Genomic DNA, 23836 nt, shown 5'->3' with positions numbered 1-23836 from the left:
GCACCATGTACGACGAGGCACGCACTGCCAAGCTCAAGCAGGCCGCCGGACTTGACGGCAATGGCGATGGCGACGGCAGCGTCCAGGTTCACCTGGAAACCGAGATGGACGCCGGAAAGGCCAAGGTCTTCGCCATCTACGGAAAGGGCGGCATCGGCAAGTCGACCACATCGTCGAACCTCTCGGTGGCGTTTTCGATGCTGGGGAAGCGGGTGCTGCAGATCGGCTGCGACCCCAAGCATGATTCCACCTTCACCCTCACCAAAAGCCTGATCCCGACCGTGATCGATGTGCTCGAGGGTGTCGATTTCCATCCCGAGGAACTGAGAACCGAAGACTTCGTGTTCGAGGGTTACAACGGGGTGCAATGCGTGGAAGCCGGCGGCCCGCCTGCGGGCACCGGCTGCGGCGGCTATGTGGTCGGTCAGACCGTCAAGCTGCTCAAGGAGCATCACCTGCTCGAGGACACCGATGTGGTGATCTTCGACGTGCTGGGCGATGTGGTCTGCGGCGGCTTCGCCTCGCCGCTGCAGCATGCCGAACGCGCGGTTGTCGTGGCCGCCAACGACTTCGATTCCATCTTCGCCATGAACCGCATCGTTGCGGCGATCAAGGCCAAGTCGAAAAACTATGATGTGCGGCTCGGCGGCGTCATCGCCAACCGCTCGCGCGAAACCGACCAGATCGATCGCTACAATGAAGCGATCGGCCTGAAGCGTCTGGCCCATATCGTCGATTCAGACGCCGTGCGCAGAAGCCGGCTGAAGAAATGCACCCTGTTCGAGATGGGTGACCATCCGGAGATCGTGGCGATCCAGCAGGAATATCTGCAGCTCGCCGAACAGCTCTGGGCCGGCACCGAAGAACTCTCCGCCAACCCGATGAAAGACCGGGAAATCTTCGATTTCCTCGGTTTTGAGTGAGACCCGCAGATGCATGACGCCGCCTACATCAAGCGCCGGGACGAAATCCGGACCTACTTCGACCGCACCGCGCTCGATGCCTGGAAACGCTTGACCTCGACCGAGAAGGTCTCCGGCGTGCGTGCCACGGTGCGTGCCGGGCGCGAGGCCATGCGCAATGCCATTCTCGACCGGTTTCCGGCCGATCTGAGCGGCTGGCGGATTCTCGATGCAGGCTGCGGCGGCGGTGTGCTGGCCATCGAACTGGCCCATCGCGGCGCTGATGTCCTGGGCGTCGATCTTTCACCGCAGATGATCGAGCATGCCATTCAAGGCCTGCCCGCGATCCGCAATGGCGGCACCGTCACGCTTGAGGCAGGCGACATGCTGGCTCCCGAGCACGGCGAGTTCGATGCGGTCATCTCGATGGACGCTCTTATCCACTACAACGCCGAAGCCGCCGCCAATGCGATTGCCGGACTGGCCAGGCGCACCTCGCGCAAGATGGTGTTCACGCTGGCACCGCGCACCAAGCCTCTGGTGGTGATGCAAGCGGCCGGCAAACTGTTTCCACGCGGCGACCGGTCTCCGGCGATCCAGCCTGTGGCCATCGAGCGGCTGATTGCGACAACGCTGTCACGCGCCGACATGGCCGGCTGGCAGTCAGCTCCCCCGACCCGGATCTCCACCGGATTTTACATCTCCGAGGCTCAGGAGCTTGCACGCTCATGACCCTCGTCGCCAAAGCCAACCGCAAGATGCTCGACACCTGGAAGTCGCTCGGCCCGCGCTACCTGCCGTTTGCAGATGCGGCTTCCGAGGATCTGCCGCTTGGGCGGCTGATGCGGTTGTCGATGTTCCAGTGGTCGATCGGCCTGGCGGCGGTGCTTCTGACCGGCACGCTCAACCGGGTGATGATCGTCGAGCTCGGCGTGCCGACCTCGCTGGTGGCCTTGATGATTGCGATTCCGGTTCTGGCAGCGCCGTTCAGGGCGTTGATCGGGCATCGCTCCGACACCTACAAATCCGCACTCGGGGTGCGCCGCGTGCCCTATATCTGGCTTGGCACCATCCTGCAGTTTGGCGGACTGGCGATCATGCCATTCGCGCTGCTGCTGCTGCAGTCCCAGACCACCGGCCCGGAATGGGCCGGGCCTGCGGGCGCACTGCTCGCCTTCCTGCTCACCGGCATCGGCATGCACATGGCGCAGACCGCGGGTCTGGCGCTGGCGACAGACCTGTCTGCCGAGGACAACCGTCCGCGCGTGGTGGCGCTGATGTATGTGATGCTGCTGGTCGGCATGCTGATTTCCTCGGTGGTGTTCGCCTGGCTGCTCAGAGACTATTCGCCAAAGACACTGATCCAGGTGGTCCAGGGGGCCGCGGTCGCCACTGTCGCACTCAACATCATCTGCCTGTGGAAACAGGAACCGCGCAACCCGGTGGCAACGAGCCACAACCGGCCGACCATTCGCTTCTCCGAAGCCTTTGCAAAATACCGCAAGGAAAAGGGCACGATGCGGCTGCTCGTGGCCGTGGCGCTCGGCTCCTGCGCGTTCTCGATGCAGGACGTCCTGCTCGAACCATATGGCGGCGAAGTGCTCAAGCTGTCGGTGAGCCAGACAACGCTGCTGACGGCCATCTGGGCTGCCGGCACACTGATCGGCTTTGCCCATGCCGGGCGGGCCTTGCAGAAAGGCGCCAACATGTACCGGTTGGCAGCGCTGGGCCTGGTCACCGGCATCACCGGTTTCTCGGCCATCATCTTCGCCGAACCGCTTCATGCGGCCAATCTGTTTCGCGCCGGCGCCGGGGTTATCGGTTTCGGCGGCGGGCTGTTTGCCGTCTGCACCATGCTTGCCGCGATGGATATCGCCGAAAAGTCCGACAACGGCATGGCGATCGGCGCCTGGGGCGCGGTGCAGGCCAGCGCCATCGGCATAGGACTGGCTGCGGGCGGGCTGATCCGCGACGGGGTCAACACACTTCTTGCAAATGCCGAACCGGGGGCCGCGCTGATGGCGCCGGCTGCCGGGTACAGCGTTGTCTACCATCTTGAAATCGGGCTGCTGTTTGCGGCGATCGTGGCTCTCGGGCCACTCGCCGCCCGGCGCCAAACCACACAACAGAGCCGGAGCCCGCGCTTCGGACTTGCAGAATTGCCCGGCTGAACAGCCGCGCGCAAAAAGGAGAGACGTCATGGAAACCGGAGCCATCACAAGCTACATCGATGTGGCCCAGGTCACGTTGTATGCGTTCTGGGTGTTCTTCGCGCTTTTGCTGTTCTACCTGAGGCAGGAAGACCGCCGCGAAGGCTATCCGCTGGAAGCCGATCAGTCAGGCGCGTTCAACAAGGATGACTGGCTGTTCCTGCCTCCGGCAAAGACCTTCCTGCTGCCCCATGGCCATGGCGAAGTCTCGGTGCCCAATGCCGCGCGCGACAATGCGGAACGGCCGCTACCGGCCTACAAGATTGCGAATTTCTCAGGCGCACCCTATGTGCCCAATGGCGACAATCCGATGCTCGATTCCATCGGCCCCGGCTCCTGGGCGATGCGGGCCGACACACCTGACATGGCCCATGACGGCAAAGCCAAGATCGTGCCGCTGCGGGTGGCAACCGACTTCAAGGTAACGAAAGAGGACATCGATCCGGTCGGCACGCGCGTCGTCGGCTTCGACCTGGTGGTGGCCGGCACGATCAGCGACATCTGGGTGGACCGCTCCGAGCAGATGCTGCGCTATCTCGAAGTGACCACGGAAGTGGGCGAAACCCCACGGCAGATCCTGGTTCCGATGAATTTCGGCGTCTTCCGCAAGACCCGTGATGGCGAGCGCATCTTCTACGTCCATGCGCTCAAGGGCGAACAGTTCGCTGTGGTGCCGGGCCTCAAGGATGCTGACAGCATCACGCTTCTAGAAGAGGAAAAGGTCACCGCCTATTTCGGATCCGGCCTGCTTTACGCCACACCGAACCGTCAGGAGCCGCTGGCATGAGCGAGACCGGCGGCCCCGAACACGACTACGAACCGGTGCCCGGCCTTCCTGGCCGGTTGCCCAAGGGCGAAATGATCCTGTGGCAAGGCGCGCCGTCCTCGGCGCAGGTCTCCCGCCAGATTATGAAGACGCGCTGGATTGCGGGCTACTTCGCGGTGCTGGTGATCTGGAATGTTTCCGCCGGGATCTATGACGGACGCATGGTGAGCGAGATCCTGTTCTCGTCCGGTGCGCTCGCCGTCCTGTGCGCCATGGCGATTGCGCTGCTCGAAGCCTTTGCCTGGGGCGTTCAGAAAACCACGATGTACACCATCACCAACAAGCGGGTTGTGATGCGAATCGGCGTGGCCCTGTCGGCCACCTTCAACCTTCCCTTCACCCGCATCGTGTCCGCCGACATGCGTGAGGACAAGAATGGTTGCGGCGACATCGCGCTGACACTTGCGCCTGGCGACAAGCTGTCCTGGCTTGTGTTCTGGCCGCATGTGCGCGGGTTCAAGAAAGGTGCGCTGATGCCGCAAATGATCTGCCTCAAGGAGGTGGCGATCGCAGGCAATGTGCTCTCGGCAGCCCTTGCAGGAAGCCGCTCGATTGATGCGCCTGCCGTGGCCCAACGCAACACGAGCACCCCTGCGGATGCAGGCCGGCTGATCGAAGCGGCGGAGTAGACCCATGAACGCGATGACACCGAACATGCCCCAAGGCCATGGCGGCCCCGCCACCAGGCAACGCACCGCAAGCCGGTTTCCGCGTCTGCCGCTGGTGCTCGGTCTGGGACTGATCGGTTTCGCGTTTTCCGCAGTCATCTTTGGCATGACAACCGGGATTGGCGTCATGCAGGAGGTTTCGGGCAAGCCACAGGCAATCCGGGACATCGTCGTCGCCGGCACGCATGACACGGAGATCACGATCTTCGACGCACGCACCGGCCAGGTCATCTCTTCACTATCGCCCACAGAGGGCGGTTTCGTCCGCGGTTCACTGCGCGGACTGACACGCATCCGGCAGGTTGCGGGCACACCGCTCGATCAGCCCTACCGGATCATCAAATGGGAAAGCGGCGCCGTGTCGCTCTCCGATACCGCCACCGGCGAACGGATCTATCTGAATGCCTTCGGGCCTGATCATGCCGCCGCCTATGAACAACTGCTAGCTTCGAGAGGGAATGAGAAGCCATGAGCAAAACACCACTGATAGGAAGGCGCAGGGAAGAGGTTCCTTGCACCATCGAAATCAACAACACCTTTGAGGAACTCGGCGCCCATGTGCGTTTTGACAACGGGGTGGTTGTTCATCCCGGTGACGAAGTGATGGTTCACGGCTCACCTGTCGAAGTGCCCTATGGCCATTGCGAGACGTTCCGCCGTACCGCCACCATCACCCGTGCAAGCGCGCTGGAGCGCGGCTGGACCCGGGCAACAGGCGATTTCGAATTCATGGAACTGTGTGAATTCAGCTTTTCCGAGAGGGCACGGGCATGAACAAGCACGTTGAAACACCAGACCGTGGCGGCAAGACCGCCGACATCAACGAAACCACCAAGACAGCAGTCGAATCGACCATGCTCAATCCACGGTTCTACACCACGGATTTTGACGAGATGGACCGTCTCGATGTCTCCGGTGTCCGTGAGGAATGGGATGCTTTGATCGCCGAAATGCGTTCAGACCCCAACAAGGGACACTTCAAGCGCAATGAAGACTGGGACGAGATCGATATCGACGCGCTTCCAGATGAGCTGCGCCGCGAATTCATCGACTTCCTGGTCTCTTCACTGACCGCAGAATTCTCGGGCTGCGTGCTCTACAAGGAGATGAAGCGGCGCGGCAAGAACAAGGAGATCTGCGAGCTGTTCGGGCTTATGAGCCGTGATGAAAGCCGCCATGCCGGCTTCATCAATGACGCGCTCAAGGAGTTCAACATCGGCGTAAATATGGGCTTTCTCGCCAAGGCGAAGAAATACACCTACTTCCGGCCGAAATTCATCTACTACGCGACGTATCTGTCGGAAAAGATCGGCTATGCCCGCTACATCACCATCTACCGGCACCTGGAGAAGCATCCTGACAAGCGCTTCCATCCGATCTTCAAATGGTTCCAGGAATGGTGCAATGACGAGTTCCGTCATGGCGAGGCCTTCTCGCTGATCATGCGGTCGGACCCGAAGCTGCTTTCGGGCGCCAATGTCTACTGGATCAAGTTCTTCCTGCTTGCTGTGTTCGCAACCATGTATGTGCGCGACCATGCCCGTCCGGCGTTCCACAAGGCGCTTGATGTGGACATCGAAGACTACGACATGAAGGTCTTCCGTCTGACAAGCGAGATCACCAAGCAGGTGTTCCCGATCACGCTCGATCTGGATCATCCGGCCTTCATCGCCTGTGTGCGCAAGCTCAACCGGATCAATGATCAGGTCAATGCCGCCCAGGAACGCGGCGGGATCTTCGGCAAGGTCGCCAAGGCCTTTCACATGGGCCGTGCCGGTCTGACCTTTGCCCGGCTCTACATGATCCCGACCAAGAGCAACACAATCCCGGTCAAAAGCCGGCTTCAGCCGGTCTGGTAGGAGCGAACATGGCCTTCCTGTCCGCAATCGCTGTCGCAAGCATCGCCTGGTGGGTCGCCACCGGGCTGGTGCTGGCGCTGGCGCGGGCAGGAAGCCGGCATCTCGGTGCCGTGATGGCGCTTGCCACCGGCGTCGCCCTGGCAGGCATTGCGGGGCTTGTGGCCACGCATGACCAAACCACGGTGTCCTCGGCCTATGTCGCCTTCTTCTCCGCACTGGCGCTGTGGGCCTGGCACGAAACCACATTCCTGATCGGACTGCTGACCGGACCGCGGCGGATCGAGGCCGGTCAGGCGCCGGTCGAAACATCGCGGTTCCGCGCAGCCTTTCTGACCGTTCGCGATCACGAGCTGGCGCTGGCAGCCACGGTGATTGCGCTGATCTGGTTCATGGCAGGTGCGGACAACACCACCGGGCTTCTGACCTTCATGCTGATGTGGGTGATGCGGATCTCGACCAAGCTCAACATCTATCTGGGCGCGCGGCACGCCATCAGCGACATGCTGCCCGACCGGCTGTCCTATCTCAAAAGCTATTTCCGCACCGACAGGACCAGCGGCTGGTTCTATGTTTCGCTGTCGGCCAGCGCGGTGCTTCTGGGCTGGTTGTCGAATGCCGCAGCAAATGCCGGCACCGAACACGACGCCGCCAAGTGGACGTTGCTGGCCTGTTTCGCAGCGCTGGCGCTGCTTGAGCATCTCTTTCTGGTGCTGCCCATTCGCGATTCCGCGCTCTGGGCCTGGGCCATGGAACGCAAGACCAAAAAACAATCACCGCCAACCCGGGACAATTCGGGCGCAAATCTCTCAAAATCGGATCCAAAAACATCCCGCGCAGCAGCGCGGGCATGACGCTAGGGGGACCTCATCAGATGGATTTCAACACCTACTTCCAAGAGCAGCTCGATACCCTGCACAAGGCCGGAAACTATCGGGTCTTTGCAGAGCTTGAGCGTCATGCCGGCGGGTTTCCCAAGGCCACGCGCCATCGCAGCGACGGCAGCGTGCATGATGTTACGGTCTGGTGCTCGAACGACTATCTCGGGATGGGGCAGAACCCGAAAGTGATTGAAGCGATGCACGGCGCCATTGACCAGTGCGGCGCCGGTGCCGGCGGCACCCGCAACATTTCAGGCACCAATCATGCCCATGTGATGCTGGAGCGGGAACTTGCAGACCTCCACGGCAAGGAATCGGCACTGATCTTCTCTTCGGGCTATGTCTCGAACTGGGCAGCGCTCGGCACTCTGGGGGCCAAGATCCCCGGCCTGATCATCTATTCCGATGCGCTCAACCACGCATCGATGATCGAGGGCATCCGCCACAGCCGCGCCGAAAAGCGGTTGTTCAAGCACAATGATCCCAGGCACCTGGCCGAAATGATGGCTGCTGATGATCCTGCGGCGCCGAAACTGGTGGCCTTTGAAAGCGTCTATTCGATGGATGGTGACATGGCCCCGATCGAGGAGATCCTCGACGTGGCCGAGCGCTTCGGTGCCATGACCTATCTCGATGAGGTGCATGCAGTCGGCATGTACGGACCGCGCGGTGGCGGGGTTGCCGAGCGCGACGGTCTGATGGACCGGGTCACCATCATCGAAGGCACGCTGGGCAAGGCCTTCGGCGTGATGGGCGGATACATCACTGGCTCCACGGCCGTGTGCGATTTCATCCGCAGCTTCTCTTCGGGCTTCATCTTCACCACCGCGATCCCGCCAGCGATTGCGAAGGGTGCCACGGCGTCCATCCGGCACTTGAAAGCCAGCCAGACCGAACGTGCCGGGCATAAGGCCAATGTTGCGCGGTTGCGCGCGGCACTCGACGCCAAGGGCATCCCGCACATGCAAAACCCCAGCCACATCGTTCCGGTGATGGTGGGTGACGCCAAGAAGTGCAAATGGATCTCCGACATCCTGCTCGACAATTACGGTGTCTATGTGCAGCCGATCAATTACCCGACCGTGCCGGTGGGCACCGAGCGGCTGCGGTTCACGCCAACACCGATGCACAGCGAAGACGACATCCGCCATCTGGTGGAATCTTTGTGTGATCTGTGGTCCCAATGCGCGCTTTCGCGGGCGGTTGCCTAAAAGGCCGACCACCAGGCCAAGCGCTGGCGGTTTTCGTCAAGCATGCCCTGCCCCAGTGGCGGGGCTTGTGCATGTAATCTGGAAGGAGGCCGTCCGGTGGCGGTGGTGACGTTTTCGCTTTTCGGGTTTTCCTCACTGCGCCAACGCCTCTGGGCGTTTTCGCAGATGGGTCTGGCGAAGCCGTCTTTGCGCAAGACACCGGATCTGGGCTTCTTCAAGCTGATGGGCACGGGGTCGGGCGCAGGGTTTTCCACCCGGCCGAATTTTGGGGTCTACACGCTGCTGGCGGAATGGCCGTCGCTTGCGATCGCACGCGAGCGGATCAAAACAGCGCAATCCCTGAAGGGCTACCGCGGCACCGCCGACCGCATGGCCACGCTGTATCTCGAACCCGTTTCATCGCGCGGCCAGTGGGATGGGCATCATTTCGAAACTGGCCCTGACGCGCCGGAACAGCGCATGCCGCTTGTTGCGATGACCCGTGCCTCGATCCGGCCGTCAAAGCTGATCCGTTTCTGGAGCCGGGTTCCGGCCATATCCGATGCGGTTGTGCGCGAGCCAACCCGGCGGTTCATGATCGGCACCGGCGAAGTTCCCTGGCTGCACCAGGTCACGTTTTCACTGTGGCATTCGGTCGAAGAAATGGAGCGTTTCGCACGCACAAGCGCGACCCATGGTGAGGCCGTGCGGTGCGCCTATCAGGACAACTGGTTTTCCGAATACTGCTTTACACGCTTCAACCTTCTCGCCATGGATGGCCATTGGGAGGGGTTGACCGACACGACAGTACGGGCTGAAACGCCCGTGAACGAACTGCAAGACAAACGGGCCCATGCGGCCCGCCTGGCCGCAGCACGCTGAAACAGGACATTGCCATGAACGCGCATCCAATCATCATTCCTGCCATCGCCGAAGACGGCTCGCTTTATCCGGTGGAGAAGCTCAAGGCGCATGAGGACGGGCTGTTTCATCTGGCCATCTCGATTTTCGTGTTCGATGGCGAGCATCTGCTGATCCAGAAACGCGCGGCGTCCAAGTATCATTGCGGCGGCCTGTGGGCCAATACCTGCTGTTCGCATCCCTATTGGGATGAGCCGAGCGACAGCTGTGCCCGCCGGCGTCTGAATGAGGAGCTGGGCTTCAACGTGCCGCTGTCGCGCCGCAGGGTGGTGGAGTATTCCGCCGATGTCGGCGGCGGTCTGCACGAGCACGAAAAGGTCACCATGTATGTCGGCAGCGCCGACAGGGCGACGCTCGAGGTCAAGCCCAATCCGCTTGAGGTCGATGAGGTTCGCTGGGTCACTCCTGCAGATCTGGCCACGGAGATCGCCGAGCATCCGGAGCGGTTCACGCCCTGGTTCCGAATCTATGCGGAGCGCTATCCGGACCTGCACGTCTGACTGTCACAGCGCCCGGCCGCCAGTCTCCAATTTCATTTCCTGATCCGTAGTAACACCCCCGGCCAACGCGCCGGGGGTGTCTGTTGGTGACCGGATGATCCGTGACCGTGGCTTTTGAGTCGACGGCAGACTGGCCCGTTCGGCCCCATGCGTGCGGTCCGCGTCAAACCGGATTGCTGTTTCAGGATCGGGTTGCAAAAGCATAAAGAGCCGGAGATCCGTTGGGATCTCCGGCCCTTGGTGCGCAAGCCCTGCTGAGGGAAAGCACGACTTGCGGCAGGGCTCAATCGGCGGAGGCCAGAGCCGTTGCTTCGGTGCCGGTGTCGGCAGGGGTGAGCGCCGACGTGTTCGTCGTGCCCATCACCTGGGTTTCACCGGGTTTGTAGGTTGTGTAGTCAGGCACATCGGTGTTGGTTCTTGTGCCGAGTGAGTCCACGAACTCCTTGAGCATTGAGACGCCGTAGAGCGGCTTCTGAACGCCGTTGTGGCAGGTTGCGCAGGAGACCTTGAGCACATCGCCCTCGGGCCCCTTGCGGTTGTCCGGGAACACCGGAGCAAGACCCGTCATGTAGGTCTGGTTGATCTCGCGCGCCATGCGGATGCCGTGCCAGGCAGTCACGCGCTGCGGCGGGCTCTGGTCCCAGTCGTTGAACGCACGGGAATTGTGACAGGTCATGCAGTTTGCCCCGAGGCTTTCCGACATGTGCATCATCAGAGCCCAGGTTTCCTCTGTCTCCTTGGTGGTGGTCGGGTTTTCGCCATTGGGCAGAGCCGTGAGCGAATGCACACGGATCTCCTTGTCGTCGAGCAGATAGCTCTCCAGCGCGTTGGTCGGAAGCGAAGTGTTGCCCACCTGCTCGCCAACAACATTCTGCCCGTCACGCCATCCCAGCGCCCTGCCCTTCTTGCCGGGGCCAAGATCCGTGGCCCAGACATTGGCCGGAACCGCCTGGCCGCGGTGGCAGGTGTAGCAGGTGGCGCCAACCTCGCCGACATGAGCCTGCCAGTCCACATTGATGGTCTGGGTCATCTGAATCATGCGGCGGGCAACGACCTTGGTGTAGACCTCGTCGGAAGCCAGGTTTTCCTCATTGTGGCAATAGGCACAGCCCTGTTCGGGCGACACCCATTCGGTGATCGAGGCCATGAACAGGTTGAACTGATCATCGGAAAGATCACCAAGAACCTGGACGTTCTCATAGACATCGCCGGCACGGTCACCTTCCGGATCCGCTTCATAGAGCGGTTCGGGGACGACATTGGCGAGGCGGAGGTCTGCCTGTTTTTCCCGGTCCTTGGTCAGGAACATGCCTGTGCCGCGGAAGCCGATCTGCTCGGTATCGACAGGAGGTGTATCCCAGTCGGCGCCAAAGAGGATGGCCGCGCCGACAAACACGCCGGCTGCTGTGGCAAATGGTATCCAGAGTTTCATGGTGTTAACCCCCTATGGCCGGATCGACGACGGCTGGCCAAAGATCGGGCAATGGCGCGACGATGCCGTGCTTGATGCCCCAGAGGTACCAGTTGTCGACAACTGTGCCGGTCAGCAGGATGCCGATGCCGCCAGTGATCGGTGTGAGAACCGCGAACCACCAGGCCCAGCGGTGGATGGATTCCATCGAGGCGTTGAAGCCCATGGTCCATCTCCAGAACAGGGCCGCACGTTCGGACGCCGTGCCACGGTCGGTAATCTGCTCGAGCTCGCGCTCGCCGCCGTAACGGGTGACGGCGAGAATGGTCGCGCCATGCATGGCGAACAGCAGCACCGAGCCGTAGAGGAAGACGATCGAGAGGCAATGGAACGGATTGTAGTAGAGATTGCCGTAACGGATCGAAAACGCCGCGGTCCAGTCAAGGTGCGGGAAGATGCCGTAGGGAACCGCTTCCGCCCAGTTGCCCATCAGCAGCGGCCGGAACAGGCCGAGCACCAGAAACAGCCAGATGGCCGCGCCAAAGGCCCAGAAGATGTGGGTGCCGAGACCGAGCGCGCGCGCCCTGACATAGATCCTCGCCCACCACAACAGCACCGAGGCCAGCAGGAAGACGCTGGAGATGATGTACCAGCCACCATCATTGAGCGGCGGAATCGACAGGCCGTATTTCGCCGGCGGCGGCTCAAGCGCCAGCCAGAACAGCTGCCGGATTAACTGGAACGGATCCCAGCCGACCGAGGCCAGCATGTTGAAGCCGACGGTGACAAACCAGATGGCTCCGCAGATCAGCGAGGCCGTGCCCAGAAAGCCGAGATAGATCGGACCGATCTGGGCGTTGCCCAGCCAGCCGGCAAGCCAGTTGTAGAAGGGGCGGCCGATGCGTTCATCGTCGCCGCGCGGGAGCGGGATACCGGCCTCAACCGGACCCCGGACCTGCACTTGGGTAAAGATGTTTTGATATTCCATGGTCAGGTCCCTTTCAGCTCCAGATCGGCAGATCGAGCCACCAATTCCACCATTGCGGCCAGCCCTGGTTCCAGAGCGGACCGGAGATGACGATGCACACCGCGCTCCAGAAACCTGCGTTCAACGCCAAGATCAGGCCCAGCCGGTGAATGCCGAGCGTACCGACCGAATAGCCGATGATGTCGCGGAAGAATGTGTCTTCATATTCAGGCGTCTTGACCTCCATCGGCTTGTTCTCAAGTGTCCCGTCACGGCCCGGATTGGCGGCAGACAGGATCAGGCCGCCATGCAGCGACAGCGCCAGCGTGGTGGTGAAGAACAAACTCACGGCCAGCATGTGGGCCGGGTTGTAGTGGAAGTGCAGATACTGATATCCGACGTTGGACACCCAATCGAGATGACTGAAGATGCCGTATGGGAAGCCGTGGCCCCAGGCGCCAAGCAGCATCGGGCGGATCACCACGAGCGTCACATAGGCGAAAATCGCCACCGAAAAGGCAAAGGGCACGTGATAGCCGATGCCCAGCTTGCGGCAGATTTCCACTTCCCGCAGCGCCCAGGACGCGAAGGCCCCGATCGCGCAGATGGTGATGATCTGCCAGAGCCCGCCTTCCGCCAGCGGCGCGAGGCCGAGCCCGTAGCTCAGGTCCGGTGGGGCGATCGAAATGCGCCAGATGTTCCAGGTCGGCCCGATGGCCGCACCATAGAGGATCAGAGCAGTTCCCACCGCCGAAAAGAACGCCGTGGTCAGGCCGAAGAACCCGACATAGAAGGGTCCGACCCAGAAATCGAACAGGTCACCGCCCAACAGGGTACCACCGCGAACGCGGTATTTTCTTTCAAAACTCAGCAGCGCCATGGCTCATCTCCATCCCCGCAGACCGTTGCGGACATCTCTCAGTCTCATTCCCGGTTTTCGACCGCGGGCGGAGGGCCGAAGTCCATGTTCCGCCCGCAGTCATTGTTGTCAGCGTTCAGCCGATCATCGTGGGGATAAGCCCCAGGATGGTCGCCGGATCGAGCGCGCCGGTCACAACCGGGGCTCCCTCGAACCAGTTGAAGCGTGTCGTGCTGAGCAGGACGAGATGAATCATCACAGCCAGCGCGAACAGGAAGACGCCTTGGACGACCAGCGTTTTGCGCGGGTCGAAAATCATCCAGATTCTCCACATTTCGCTTCTCCTTTACGCGAGCATTGGCAGGAGTGAAGTCACGGTCTGGCCAACGCCTTCGAGCGAAGCGTAGCCATCCGGACCCGGGATCCACGGACGCCAAAACCACACGAGAAGATGTGCAACGACGGCTATCGCCACGAATGCAATCATCCCCTGGAGGTAGTACGAGTGGAACTCCTGTGCTTCGCCTTCGGTCATTCCCGAAAGCGAAACGGTGTTTGGACTGGACATTGAAGTACCTCCTAGTCACAAGCGCTGCGGTGCCCCGCAGCCGGGTGCCTCGATCCGCCGGCAAACCGGAGGCCTTGGCGGGTTTTGCCGGGTTTGGACACCGGCAAACTGGTCTGGCTAGGCGATGAACGCGTAACCGGCGGTGGCATGGGCCGAAGCCCGCGCCTCCGCAAAAATGGACTGGCCATGGGTCTTCACCGGATGACCGCGAAACGCTGAAAGCGCGCGCGATGCCGCCACCATGACGAAACAGATGACGAAGGCGAGCGCTACCAGAAGCCGGTACTCGATACGATCGGTCCGGGATTGCCCGCGGGCTGCCTGCCGTTCTCTATGATGCACTGTCATTGTCATCGCACTTCTCCTTGGTTGCCGGATCTCAGCCGGCGTTTCATGCGGCCCGCCCGCGCTTGAGCGCGCGCGAAGCCTGATCCACATCGTCTTGAATGACCTGTTCGGCACCACGCGCCCGGGCTTCCGCCTCGGATGCATCGCGAAGCCGTTTGGCCGCGGAAATTCTGATCAGCACCGGCTCGAGACCGATTTCATGATCGAGCTTGGCTTTGGCTTCCGGTGCCCAGGGGAGCTCACCACGCAATATTGCCGGCGTCGCCTCGACCTGATCCATGTCCGTGGCAAGCGGAAGGATCGAGAACAGCGCGTCAAAGAGCGCGTTGCAGACCTCCTGGATCAGCCAGGACGCGCCCGAATAGCCCATCACCGGCGTGCCGGTGTGGCGGCGGATGATCGCGCCGGGGAACGACACCGGGACGTAGATCGCCCTGCTGCCGGCTTCGGCGAGATACATGCGCTCATTGTAGGAGCCGAACATCACCAGAGGCGGTTTCTCCTTGATCAGATCACGGATCGCCTGGTTGTCGGTTTTCTTGCCGGCAATGCGCTGGACCGAAAAAGAACAGGGCATGCCCATCTCTTCGGTGAGGAAATTGCGGATGCCGCGCTCGTAGGTTTCACCGGCCACGATGGCGTAGCTCGCAGTGGCGAAAAAGTCCTGGGTGACGGAGCGCCACAGGTCCCACATCGGCTTCAAGGTGGTGTGCTTTTCGCGCTCGATGAACGGCTCGGGATCAAGCCCGAGAATTTCGCCCAGCGAACGCAGGAATGCGGTCGTCGAGTGGATGCCGATCGGGGCCTGCAGATAGGGCCGGTCGAGCGCTTCGCAGAGCAATCTGCCGAACTCACGGTGCAGGCAGACATTGGCCTCCGCATCAGCAAGCTTGCCGACATCGGCGAGATGGCTGCCCAATGGGAAGGTCATGTTGACTTCGGCGCCGATGCCTTCGATCAGGCGGCGGATTTCGGCCAGATCCGAGGGCTGGTTGAAGGTGCCGTAAATCGCGCCAACGATGTTGACCTTGGGCTTTTCGCCTTCCTTGCGCGGTTTCACGTCACGGACCTTGCCCTTTTTCGGGCCGTATTCGGTCCACAGCCATTTGAGCGCCCGGTCGGCGGATTGCCACTGGTCCTCATCGATGGTGCGGGGCAGGAATCGCTGGATGTTCATGCCCTCCGGCGTCACCCCGCCGCCGATCATCTCGGCGATGGAACCGGTGACGACGACTGCCGGCAGATTGGGATCGAGCACGGCGCGGGCGCGCTTCATCGCGGCTTCGGTGCCGTGCTGGCCGAGCTCTTCCTCGCCCAGGCCGGTGACGACGATGGGCAATTCATGCGGCGGCAGCGCATCGGTGTAATGCAGCACCGAGGTGACCGGCAGGTTCTCGCAGCCCACCGGACCGTCGATGATCACCTGCATGCCCTTGATCGCGGTGAAGACATAGACCGAGCCCCAATAGCCCCCTGCCCTGTCATGATCTATGATCAGAGTCATGTGCCCACAGCCTCCCCGGAATCGACCGCATTTTTCGATGCGGCAGCCTTGGCGGCGAATTTCTTGCGGAAAGCCGGACGGTCGACCGGCGTGTCTTCCCAGACACCGGCATTGTCGCCCTGGCCGACCCCTTCGAAGAAGTCCTTCATCCGGTCAAAGCGCGGTTTGTTGTCGATGGCCGCGTTGACCACGGCAGCCAGCGAGCCGGCTCCCGCCGGCCCCATCAAGGGGCGGGCCGAGATCAGGTTGGTGAAGTAAAGCGCAGGCGTGGCCTGCTCCTTGGCCTTCTGCACAACCGGCGTGGTGCCGATGGCCAGATCGGGCTTGAACTCGGCCATGGCGGCCAGGTCCTGCTCGAGCGATGCGCGGTATTCGACATGAACACCGTGGGCCTGGAGCCAGTCGGCATCCAATGCCGAGAACTCGGTTTTCGGGCAGGCTGTCCCGACATATTTGAGGTCTGCGCCGCTTTCGACCAGAAGCCGGGCAACGATCAGCTCGGAGCCTTCATAGCCCGACAGCGTGATGCGGCCCTTGATGCGGTTTTCCGACAGCGCGCCACGGATCGCTCCGCCAAAGGCGTTGCGGGCGGCGTCAATCCGGGCTTGCGAGACGTTGCAGCTTTCGCCGATCGCCTGCAGCCAGGAATCGGTGCCTTCGAAGCCAACCGGCGCGGAGCCGATCACCTTGCGCCCGGCGGCGCGGAAGGCGCGGACCGAAGCGGTGTAGAAGGGATGGATGGCGGCCACGGCGGCGCAATCGAGCGCGGCATAGAGCTCACGCCATTCCCGCACCGGGACAACCGGACCGGCGGCAAGTCCCATCGGTTCCAGCATGGCTGCAATCATCATCGGATCGGCGGGGAACATCTCACCCAGAAGCGTGACTGAGGGACGTTCCTCGACACCGGTGCGCGGTGCCTGAACCGGGCCGCTCTCGGCCTCCTCGTGGGCATAGGTCAGCATCGCCGAGGACAAGACATCCTTGGCTTCCGCATGGGTCGGCACGCCGAAGCCCGGAACATCGATGCCGACAATGCGCACACCGTTGATCTGCTTGGGAAGCATCTGCAGCGGAACGCCCGAAGCCGTCGGTACGCACAGGCTTGTCACCACGATGGCGTCATAGGCCTCCGGATCGGCCATTTCGTGGACCGCGTCGCGGATGTCCTCGTAAAGCTTGCCGGTCACCAGCGATTCCGAGTTGAACGGCACATAGCCGACCGAGCGCTTGGCGCCATAGAAATGCGACGTGAAGGTCAGGCCGTAGACGCAGCAGGCCGAGCCCGACAGGATCGTGCCGACGCGGCGCATGCGCAGCCCCACTCTGAGCGAACCAAAGGCCGGACACATGGATTGCGGCTGATCATGCGGACCTTTCGGATAGTCCGCCTCAAGCCGTTCCATCAGCTCCGATTTACCCGAGGCCATGGCCTGGGCCTTCATCTTTTCGGCGCCGGAGGCACAGGACATGCCTTCAGCGGGCGTATCATCAACCGATACGGGTGCGACCTCTTCTCGTGTTGGGGAAAGATCGTCCATCATCACACCGTGTCGTAGACGACTTCGAGGGACGGCCGCGCCAGGGCCGAGGCCGGACACATGTCTTCAGGCAGCGCCGGGACCAGAACGTAATCGCCGCCGGTGTCGCTGGAGTCGAACAGGTTGATCAGGCCGTCCTGGTCAAGCGGCTCAGGCAGAACCGGCGGGGCAATGCCGAGATTGATGGCAAGCGTCTGGAACAGCGGGCCCCAGCGGTTGTCGGGATGACCGATGATCTGGTAGTTGGCGCTCTTCTTGCGGATGTCGTCATCCTGCGGAATCGCCGCCAGAACAGGGATGCCGACAGCCTTGGCGAAGGCAGCTGCCTCACCCGAACCGTCATCCTTGTTGATGACCATGCCGGCGACACCGACATTACCGCCGAGCTTGCGGAAATACTGAACTGCGGAGCAGACATTATTGGCGACATAGAGCGATTGCAGGTCGTTCGAACCAACAACAACCACCTTCTGGCACATGTCGCGGGCAATCGGCAGGCCGAAGCCGCCGCAGACCACGTCGCCCAAGAAATCGAGCAGCACATAGTCGAAGTCCCAGTCGTGGAAGCCGAGCTTCTCAAGCGTTTCAAAGCCGTGAATAATGCCACGTCCGCCGCAACCGCGGCCAACCTCGGGGCCGCCAAGCTCCATGGCGAAAACGCCGTCGCGCTTGAAGCAGACGTCGGAAATGGTGATTTCGGCGCCGGCGGCCTTCATGGCCGACGAGGTCTCGATGATGGTCGGACAGGCGCGGCCGCCAAACAGCAGCGAGGTGGTGTCGCTCTTGGGATCGCAGCCGATCAGCAGCACCTTCTTGCCGAGCTGGGCCAGCATGCAGGACAGGTTTGCCAGCGTGAAGGATTTGCCGATGCCGCCCTTGCCGTAGATGGCAATGATCTGGGTGTCTTTCTTGACCGGCCCGGTGTGTGGCTGATCCGGTTCGATGGCCGCCTCTTCTCTCAAGAGATCATGGATCCTGTCTGTTGCGTTTCCGCCGAAGCCTTCAGTCATTGAGGTTCCCTCCAATCAATGATCATTTTCAGACACTCCGGATCGCCGAAGGCGGTCCGGTACGCAGCCTCGGCATCGGCCGGGCTTGAGCTGTGGGTAATCAGGCCATCGAGCGACAGCCGGCCGGCGGCCAGCAGTTCGAGGACCGCGTGGACATCGCCAGGCTTGAATTCAGCGGCGATGCGGAATTGGGCTTCGCGCATGAAGGCAGGCGTGAAGCGAAAGCTCATGGTCTCGCTGTAGAAGCCGGCAAGAATGATTTCGCCACCGCGATCAAGCACGGCAATGGCCTTGTCGAGAATGTCAGGATCGCCGGAGGCGTCGATCACCGAGGCGAAGGTCTGGCCCTTGCAGGCTTCAGACGTGGTGACTTCATAACCGTCCGCACCATGCTTGCGAGCGGGATTGATTTCCCAGACCGTTGGCGCCCTGTGTCCCATGGCAATGATGAGGCGCGCCGTCAGACGGCCGACGATGCCGTGACCGATCACCAGATCAGGCGTTTTCATGCCGGGCAGTGTGAGCGCGTGATAAGCGGTGGCTGCGAGAGAAAGAAGTGTTCCGGTCTGCGCCAGATCCTCGGAGATTGGGATCACCCGGTCTGCAGGTGCAACAAGATCTGCGGCGGAAGCGCCGAACAGGGCGGCAGCATCGCGGTAACCGCGCGCACCGGGCACAAAGACGAGGCTGCCCTCGAGACCTGACGGCGCGTCACGCCCTGCGGAAACGACCCGCCCGACAGTCTCGTAGCCAGGCACCAGCGGATAGCCCATTCCCGGAAACGCCGGCATGCGGCCTTCGAACAGGAGCTTTTCGGTGCCGGCGCTGATCCCACTCCAGGCCGAATGAACAACCACATCGCCGTCGCCGGGCTCGGCAACGTGAAGCGCCTGCAGTCCGATGCGCTCCGGTTGTTCAAAAACGATTGCCTGTGTCTGCATGATCTTTGGCCTGCCCCTTGAGGACGAGACTCTGCCTCCTGAGTGTAATATCAATTTTACGCCAATATATGTCAACTATATTTTACATTGCCGGCGACGATTGTCAGGGAAACACGACAACGATTGTTGCCATCAGCGGCGAACGGCAGGGACGGATGTCAAAACGGGAGAAGCCGGCCTGCTTTGCCAGCGCACCGATCTCGTCAGGCGTCCGGCAGCGGCCAGATCCCATCGCCATGACGTAGACACCGAAATAGGCGGTGGCGTAGCGCTGGCCGCGTGAATCGTTGCCGGCCATCGGCTCGGCGATTACCAGCGTCTGCCCGGGCTCCATGGCGGCGCGGACATTGCGCAGAAGCCGCAATACGACCGCATCCTCGTGATCGAACAGAACCCGCACCAGCGAGACGCAGTCATGGCCGCGGGGCAGCGTGTCGTCGAGGAAACTGCCGCCATAGCAGCGCGGGCATTGGCCCAGCGGGTGAGCGGCAAACCTGTCCCGCGCGCGTTTGGCCACCGGTGGCAGATCAAACAGTGACATCCGCAGACCGGAGTAGCGTTTGGCGACAGCCGTCAGGAAAGCGCCCTCGCCGCCGCCAATGTCGATCAGGCTTGTGTGCCTGCCAAAATCATATGCGTCGAGAATCTCGTCCGACAGCATCGACTGGCTGGCCGCCATCAGCGCCGAATAGGCAGCCGCGTCTTCGGGCTCAACAGCGCTTTCGCGGCCCGAACCGGCATAGGACCAGAGCCGTCGCATCTCGGTGTCGGTGTATGAACCGTCAAACAGCGCCACCGGATCGTTGAGATCCCGGTAGAGCAACGCATGATGATTGATCATCGCGCGCAGACCCTCATCACTGCAGATGATGGCACCATGATCGCCCAGCGTTACAAAGCCATCCTGACCTGTGGCAACCAGCCCGACCGATTGCGCGGCCTGAACAAGCCGGTCGAGGCGATCCTGAGGAAAACCTGTGCGGGATGCCAGCTCGGCCATGGTCACAGGCCCATCTGCAAGCGCATCGATGAGACCTGTCTTCAGGCTGGTGAAAAGAATCTGGCTTTGCACAAAGCCGCTCACCAGAGCGAAAAGATCGTTTTCGCGGGCGCGCGCATAGGAACTGGACAAGGGAAGCCGCTGGGCCAGACGGCGAAACCCCGGCCGCGCGACCAGCCGCGCACGCCAAGCCTGCAGCCGGGAACGCCAGTCTGGTCGTGGCTGGTGTTCGGGCTGGGGGGCGAGACCGTGGCGGCCGTGGCGTGCGACCGGGACGGTGGACGCCATGGTCTCAGGCAGCCACGGTGGCGAGGCTCTTTGGAACCAGCCGCTTGGCTTCACCCAGAATCAATTGCTTGAGCATGTCGGAGCCGCGGCAATCGGGAATCGAGGCGGCCGCCTGGCCGACCAGGTCCTGAAGCCTCTGCACCGCGCCACCCAGGCCCAGTTCATGCACCGCATTGGGCCGGTCATGGGCTGCGTCCTGGCCGCAGGGCTTGCCTATTTCCTCGGGGCTTGAAGCAAAGTCACGCAGGTCATCGGCGACCTGGAACGCATCGCCCAGCGCTTCGCCAAGCCGATACCAGTTTTGCGGATCCGCTCCGGCGGCAATGGCGCCGGCGGTGGTCGAGCCGATGAACAGCGATGAGGTCTTGGCGCGGTGGTAGACCTTGAGATCGATGCTTTTCTCGCTCTCCCAGGCCTGACCGGCAATGATGCCATGGGGCATGCCGACGGCGCGGCCGATAACGCCGATCAATGGCGCAATCCGGTCCGGTGTGGCCAGGCATTCGCGTGCAATGGTCTCAAAAGCCAGCACGATCAACGCGTCACCAGCGAGCACGGCCGTGGTTTCGCCGAAAGCGGTATGGACACTCGGCTTGCCACGGCGCGTGGCGGCATCATCGAAACAGGGCAGATCATCATGCACCAGCGAGGCGCAATGGAGCAGCTCAATCGCCGTAGCCGCGGCATTGGAAGCGCTCGGAGCCTCGTCGCCTTCTGCAAGCGCCACCGCGAGACACAAGCGCGGACGGATGCGGGCACCACCGGGGAACACCGAATAACGCAGCGCGTCACAGATGATTGACGGGTTGCCGCCAGCCGTTGCGAAGGTAATGGCCTGTTCCAGGTTGCGGTCAATGCGTTTTTGCAGATCCATCTGGGCTCTCCCTCCAGCGCCAATTCCGAATGTCACTTTTAAATGACATTCATATGTGTAAAGTAATCCTGACATAACTGGATGGATTGTCAACGCTGTTTGCCACCACAACCAAAGGAGAGTGACATCAACAGGACGCCGCGCCAGAAGGTGATCATCGTGGGAGCGGGAGCCGGAGGGCTTTCCGCCGCCATTTCGGCGGCATCGCGCGGCATGGATGTCACCGTTCTCGACCGCGCCGCAACACCGGGCGGCAAGATGCGCAGGCTCGGCGTGGGCGGCAGGCAGGTGGATGCGGGTCCCACGGTGCTGACCATGCGCTGGGTTTTCGAGCGGCTGTTTGAAATGGCAGGCACCTCGCTTGAGGCGCGGATCCGGTTGAACCAGGCGCGTGTGCTCGCCCGCCATGGCTGGTCCGACGGTGCGCAACTGGATCTGTTTGCGGATGTCGAAGAAAGCGCGCGGGCCATCGAGGCCTTTTCCAACCGGGCGAATGCGCAAGGCTATCGCCGGTTCGCGGCTCAGAGTGCGGCGATGTTCGCCACGCTGAAGCCAAGCTACATAGATGCACAACGGCCCGGCCCGCTGTCGCTGATCGCGCGGATCGGTCCGCTCAATCTCAAGCAGCAATGGGCGCTCAAGCCATTTTCAACCCTGTGGTCGGCGCTTGGCGAGCATTTTTCCGATCCGCGGCTGAGGCAATTGTTCGGCCGCTACGCCACCTATTGCGGATCCTCACCATTTCAGGCCCCCGCGACGCTGATGCTGGTTGCCCATGCCGAACAGGATGGCGTTTGGCTGGCGCAAGGCGGCATGCATGGGCTTGCCAAGAGCATGGAGACGCTGGCGCGCGAAATGGGTGTCGAATTCCGCTATGGCGCAGATGTTTCAGCGATTGGAAGCGGCAGGCAGGGCGTGACCGGACTGACACTTGCTTCCGGTGAGCAGCTTTTGGCTGACCGGATCATCTTCAATGGCGACATCTCGGCGCTCAAGGGCCTTGTGGATGGTACGGACACAGGCGTCGCGCCGACCCCGCGGCCGAAGCGGTCCTTTTCGGCGCTGACCTTCGCCATGACGGCGCGCACATCAGGCTTTCCGCTGGCCCATCACACTGTGTTCTTCTCCGATGACTACCGGGCGGAATTCGAAACCATGTCAAAACGGCGGGCGATTCCATCAAGCCCGACCACCTATATCTGCGCCCAGGACCGCGACGATGCAGGCAAGCTCAACGATGCGGACGAGCGCGAGCGGATGCTGTTCATCCTCAACGCCCCGGCAGATGGCGACCAGACAGAATTTAGCGACAAGGAAACCGCAACATGTCTCGATCAGGCACTCGCACTGCTTTCGGCCTCGGGGCTGGAGATAGAGAAAAGCGGGATGGATTGCGTCCCCACGACCCCGGCACAGTTTCATCAGCTGTTTCCGGCGACGGGGGGGGCGCTCTACGGCCGGGCCTCGCACGGATGGACAGCCTCGTTCCGGAGACCGGGGTCGCGGACGCGGATTCCGGGGCTCTATCTGGCGGGGGGCAGCGCCCATCCGGGTCCGGGCGTGCCGATGGCGACGCTTTCCGGAATGCTGGCGGCGGAGAGCCTGGCCGAGGACCTCGCTTCGATGCGCCTGTCCCGCCCGGCGGTTATCTCTGGTGGTATGTCGACGGCCTGAGCGATTGCGGCCAATACGGACTGTCCGTGATCTCTTTTGTCGGTTCGGTGTTCTCACCCTATTACCACTGGGCAGGCCGGCGCGACCCCGAGGATCATGTCTGCATCAACGTCGCTCTCTACCGGCCCGGCGGCAACCGCTGGAGCATGACCGAGCGCGGACGCGGCTCGATGCGCCGTGACGCAACCTCGTTTCAGGTCGGGCCAAGCGGGATCCGCCGCGATGGTTCCGACATCATCGTCGATTTTGACGAGATCTCGGTTCCCCGTCCGCCGGCGCACTTGCTGCCCAGACGGATCAAGGGAACCATCCGGTTTTCCCCTGACGCCGTGACCCCGCAGGTTTTCGATATCGATCAGGACGGCCGGCACCGCTGGTGGCCGGTCTCGCCCATCGGCCGGATCAGGCTTGAAATGGAGACCGGGGCTGAAGGGTGGTCCGGCCATGGCTACATGGACAGCAACTGGGGCACCGAACCGCTGGAGGAAGGCTTCAAGCTCTGGGACTGGGCGCGTGGCTTAACGCCCGATGGCGATGCGGTGATCCTCTATGACGCGATCCGCAAGGATGGCGGGCATGGCCAGATCGCACTGCGGATCAGCCGCGACGGGGCCGTACACCCGTTCGAGATGCCGGAGAAGACGGCGCTTTCCAAGGGTTTCTGGGGCGTGCCGCGCTCAGGCCATCACGATCAGGGTTCCGAAGCCACGGCCCGGGTTGTGCGGACGCTTGAGGACGGGCCGTTCTACACCCGCTCGATCATGGCCACCCGGCTGCTGGGTGAAGACATCGAGTTGATGCATGAAAGCCTTTCAGGCGACCGTTTCGCCTCGCCGGTCGTCAAGGCGATGCTGCCATTCCGGATGCCGCGCAGACGGTGAGGAAAGCGCGGTTGAC

At 62.0% G+C, this 23836-nt stretch carries 26 protein-coding genes; 14 read left to right on the top strand and 12 right to left on the bottom strand.

What is annotated here, in order from left to right; translation table 11 throughout:
• Positions 1 to 5: 5 nt before the first annotated feature.
• From bchL to idi, 12 genes are all read left to right on the top strand, one after another.
• Positions 6 to 923, top strand: a complete 918-nt coding sequence (gene bchL / locus HPDFL43_RS07080; protein WP_007196609.1) for a ferredoxin:protochlorophyllide reductase (ATP-dependent) iron-sulfur ATP-binding protein — start codon at positions 6 to 8, stop codon at positions 921 to 923.
• Positions 924 to 932: 9 nt separating this feature from the next.
• Positions 933 to 1634 carry a magnesium protoporphyrin IX methyltransferase gene (gene bchM / locus HPDFL43_RS07075; protein ID WP_007196608.1) on the top strand — a complete coding sequence of 234 codons (702 nt, stop codon included), beginning with the start codon at positions 933 to 935 and terminating at the stop codon, positions 1632 to 1634.
• Positions 1631 to 3073, top strand: coding sequence for a BCD family MFS transporter (locus HPDFL43_RS07070; protein WP_007196607.1), 1443 nt, complete (start codon positions 1631 to 1633; stop codon positions 3071 to 3073). Before bchM ends, HPDFL43_RS07070 begins: the two co-directional genes overlap by 4 nt.
• Before the next feature lie 28 nt (positions 3074 to 3101).
• The gene (puhA, locus tag HPDFL43_RS07065) at positions 3102 to 3899 is read left to right on the top strand and encodes a photosynthetic reaction center subunit H (protein ID WP_007196606.1); all 798 of its coding nucleotides are present in this window, start codon (positions 3102 to 3104) and stop codon (positions 3897 to 3899) included.
• Positions 3896 to 4567: a photosynthetic complex putative assembly protein PuhB gene (puhB, locus tag HPDFL43_RS07060; RefSeq protein WP_007196605.1), complete on the top strand. Its 672-nt coding sequence runs from the start codon at positions 3896 to 3898 to the stop codon at positions 4565 to 4567. Before puhA ends, puhB begins: the two co-directional genes overlap by 4 nt.
• 4 nt (positions 4568 to 4571) lie before the next feature.
• A complete protein-coding gene (gene puhC, locus HPDFL43_RS07055) occupies positions 4572 to 5078 on the top strand; it encodes a photosynthetic complex assembly protein PuhC (RefSeq protein WP_007196604.1) in 507 nt (168 codons plus the stop codon).
• On the top strand, positions 5075 to 5380 hold the full coding sequence (locus HPDFL43_RS07050) for a hypothetical protein (protein WP_007196603.1): 306 nt from the start codon (positions 5075 to 5077) through the stop codon (positions 5378 to 5380). Before puhC ends, HPDFL43_RS07050 begins: the two co-directional genes overlap by 4 nt.
• On the top strand, positions 5377 to 6465 hold the full coding sequence (gene acsF / locus HPDFL43_RS07045; protein ID WP_007196602.1) for a magnesium-protoporphyrin IX monomethyl ester (oxidative) cyclase: 1089 nt from the start codon (positions 5377 to 5379) through the stop codon (positions 6463 to 6465). The genes HPDFL43_RS07050 and acsF overlap by 4 nt, the downstream gene beginning before the upstream one ends.
• 8 nt (positions 6466 to 6473) lie before the next feature.
• The gene (puhE, locus tag HPDFL43_RS07040) at positions 6474 to 7316 is read left to right on the top strand and encodes a putative photosynthetic complex assembly protein PuhE (protein WP_007196601.1); all 843 of its coding nucleotides are present in this window, start codon (positions 6474 to 6476) and stop codon (positions 7314 to 7316) included.
• Positions 7317 to 7336: 20 nt separating this feature from the next.
• Entirely contained in the window at positions 7337 to 8554 is a 1218-nt protein-coding gene (hemA, locus tag HPDFL43_RS07035; RefSeq protein WP_007196600.1) for a 5-aminolevulinate synthase, read from the top strand.
• 96 nt (positions 8555 to 8650) lie between these two features.
• Positions 8651 to 9415: a hypothetical protein gene (locus tag HPDFL43_RS07030; RefSeq protein ID WP_007196599.1), complete on the top strand. Its 765-nt coding sequence runs from the start codon at positions 8651 to 8653 to the stop codon at positions 9413 to 9415.
• Between the two features lie 14 nt (positions 9416 to 9429).
• On the top strand, positions 9430 to 9954 hold the full coding sequence (gene idi, locus HPDFL43_RS07025; RefSeq protein ID WP_007196598.1) for an isopentenyl-diphosphate delta-isomerase: 525 nt from the start codon (positions 9430 to 9432) through the stop codon (positions 9952 to 9954).
• Positions 9955 to 10237: 283 nt separating this feature from the next.
• On the opposite strand, the gene pufC is transcribed toward idi, so the two are convergent.
• From pufC to HPDFL43_RS06965, 12 genes are all read right to left on the bottom strand, one after another.
• Positions 10238 to 11386, bottom strand: coding sequence for a photosynthetic reaction center cytochrome PufC (gene pufC, locus HPDFL43_RS07020; protein ID WP_007196597.1), 1149 nt, complete (start codon positions 11384 to 11386; stop codon positions 10238 to 10240).
• A 4-nt stretch (positions 11387 to 11390) separates the two neighbouring features.
• Positions 11391 to 12353: a photosynthetic reaction center subunit M gene (gene pufM, locus HPDFL43_RS07015; protein ID WP_007196596.1), complete on the bottom strand. Its 963-nt coding sequence runs from the start codon at positions 12351 to 12353 to the stop codon at positions 11391 to 11393.
• 13 nt (positions 12354 to 12366) lie between these two features.
• Complete coding sequence (gene pufL / locus HPDFL43_RS07010) at positions 12367 to 13212, bottom strand: photosynthetic reaction center subunit L (protein WP_007196595.1); 846 nt, start codon at positions 13210 to 13212, stop codon at positions 12367 to 12369.
• A gap of 115 nt (positions 13213 to 13327) precedes the next feature.
• Positions 13328 to 13525, bottom strand: coding sequence for a light-harvesting antenna LH1, alpha subunit (pufA, locus tag HPDFL43_RS07005; protein WP_007196594.1), 198 nt, complete (start codon positions 13523 to 13525; stop codon positions 13328 to 13330).
• 12 nt (positions 13526 to 13537) lie between these two features.
• The gene (gene pufB / locus HPDFL43_RS07000) at positions 13538 to 13759 is read right to left on the bottom strand and encodes a light-harvesting antenna LH1, beta subunit (protein WP_007196593.1); all 222 of its coding nucleotides are present in this window, start codon (positions 13757 to 13759) and stop codon (positions 13538 to 13540) included.
• A gap of 117 nt (positions 13760 to 13876) precedes the next feature.
• Positions 13877 to 14113 (bottom strand): hypothetical protein, encoded by a 237-nt coding sequence (locus HPDFL43_RS06995; RefSeq protein WP_040449111.1) that lies wholly within the window; start codon positions 14111 to 14113, stop codon positions 13877 to 13879.
• A gap of 37 nt (positions 14114 to 14150) precedes the next feature.
• On the bottom strand, positions 14151 to 15611 hold the full coding sequence (bchZ, locus tag HPDFL43_RS06990; protein WP_007196591.1) for a chlorophyllide a reductase subunit Z: 1461 nt from the start codon (positions 15609 to 15611) through the stop codon (positions 14151 to 14153).
• Positions 15608 to 17155 (bottom strand): chlorophyllide a reductase subunit Y, encoded by a 1548-nt coding sequence (bchY, locus tag HPDFL43_RS06985; RefSeq protein ID WP_007196590.1) that lies wholly within the window; start codon positions 17153 to 17155, stop codon positions 15608 to 15610. The genes bchZ and bchY overlap by 4 nt, the downstream gene beginning before the upstream one ends.
• A complete protein-coding gene (locus HPDFL43_RS06980) occupies positions 17155 to 18162 on the bottom strand; it encodes a chlorophyllide a reductase iron protein subunit X (protein WP_007196589.1) in 1008 nt (335 codons plus the stop codon). The genes bchY and HPDFL43_RS06980 overlap by 1 nt, the downstream gene beginning before the upstream one ends.
• Complete coding sequence (gene bchC, locus HPDFL43_RS06975; protein WP_007196588.1) at positions 18159 to 19103, bottom strand: chlorophyll synthesis pathway protein BchC; 945 nt, start codon at positions 19101 to 19103, stop codon at positions 18159 to 18161. Before bchC ends, HPDFL43_RS06980 begins: the two co-directional genes overlap by 4 nt.
• 103 nt (positions 19104 to 19206) lie before the next feature.
• Entirely contained in the window at positions 19207 to 20391 is a 1185-nt protein-coding gene (locus tag HPDFL43_RS06970) for a methyltransferase (RefSeq protein ID WP_007196587.1), read from the bottom strand.
• A gap of 4 nt (positions 20392 to 20395) precedes the next feature.
• Positions 20396 to 21265 (bottom strand): polyprenyl synthetase family protein, encoded by an 870-nt coding sequence (locus HPDFL43_RS06965; protein WP_007196586.1) that lies wholly within the window; start codon positions 21263 to 21265, stop codon positions 20396 to 20398.
• A gap of 99 nt (positions 21266 to 21364) precedes the next feature.
• Between HPDFL43_RS06965 and crtD the strand changes: the two genes are divergently transcribed.
• Together crtD and HPDFL43_RS06955 are read left to right on the top strand one after the other, a co-directional pair.
• Positions 21365 to 22939: a 1-hydroxycarotenoid 3,4-desaturase CrtD gene (gene crtD / locus HPDFL43_RS06960; protein ID WP_245271107.1), complete on the top strand. Its 1575-nt coding sequence runs from the start codon at positions 21365 to 21367 to the stop codon at positions 22937 to 22939.
• A gap of 26 nt (positions 22940 to 22965) precedes the next feature.
• The gene (locus HPDFL43_RS06955) at positions 22966 to 23820 is read left to right on the top strand and encodes a hypothetical protein (protein WP_007196583.1); all 855 of its coding nucleotides are present in this window, start codon (positions 22966 to 22968) and stop codon (positions 23818 to 23820) included.
• The last annotated feature ends 16 nt before the right edge of the window (positions 23821 to 23836 follow it).

The sequence above is a fragment of the Hoeflea phototrophica DFL-43 genome, from assembly GCF_000154705.2.
GTDB lineage: Bacteria > Pseudomonadota > Alphaproteobacteria > Rhizobiales > Rhizobiaceae > Hoeflea > Hoeflea phototrophica.
The sequence above is the reverse complement of the archived record's forward strand: the minus strand, read 5'-3'. Positions and strand labels throughout refer to the sequence as shown.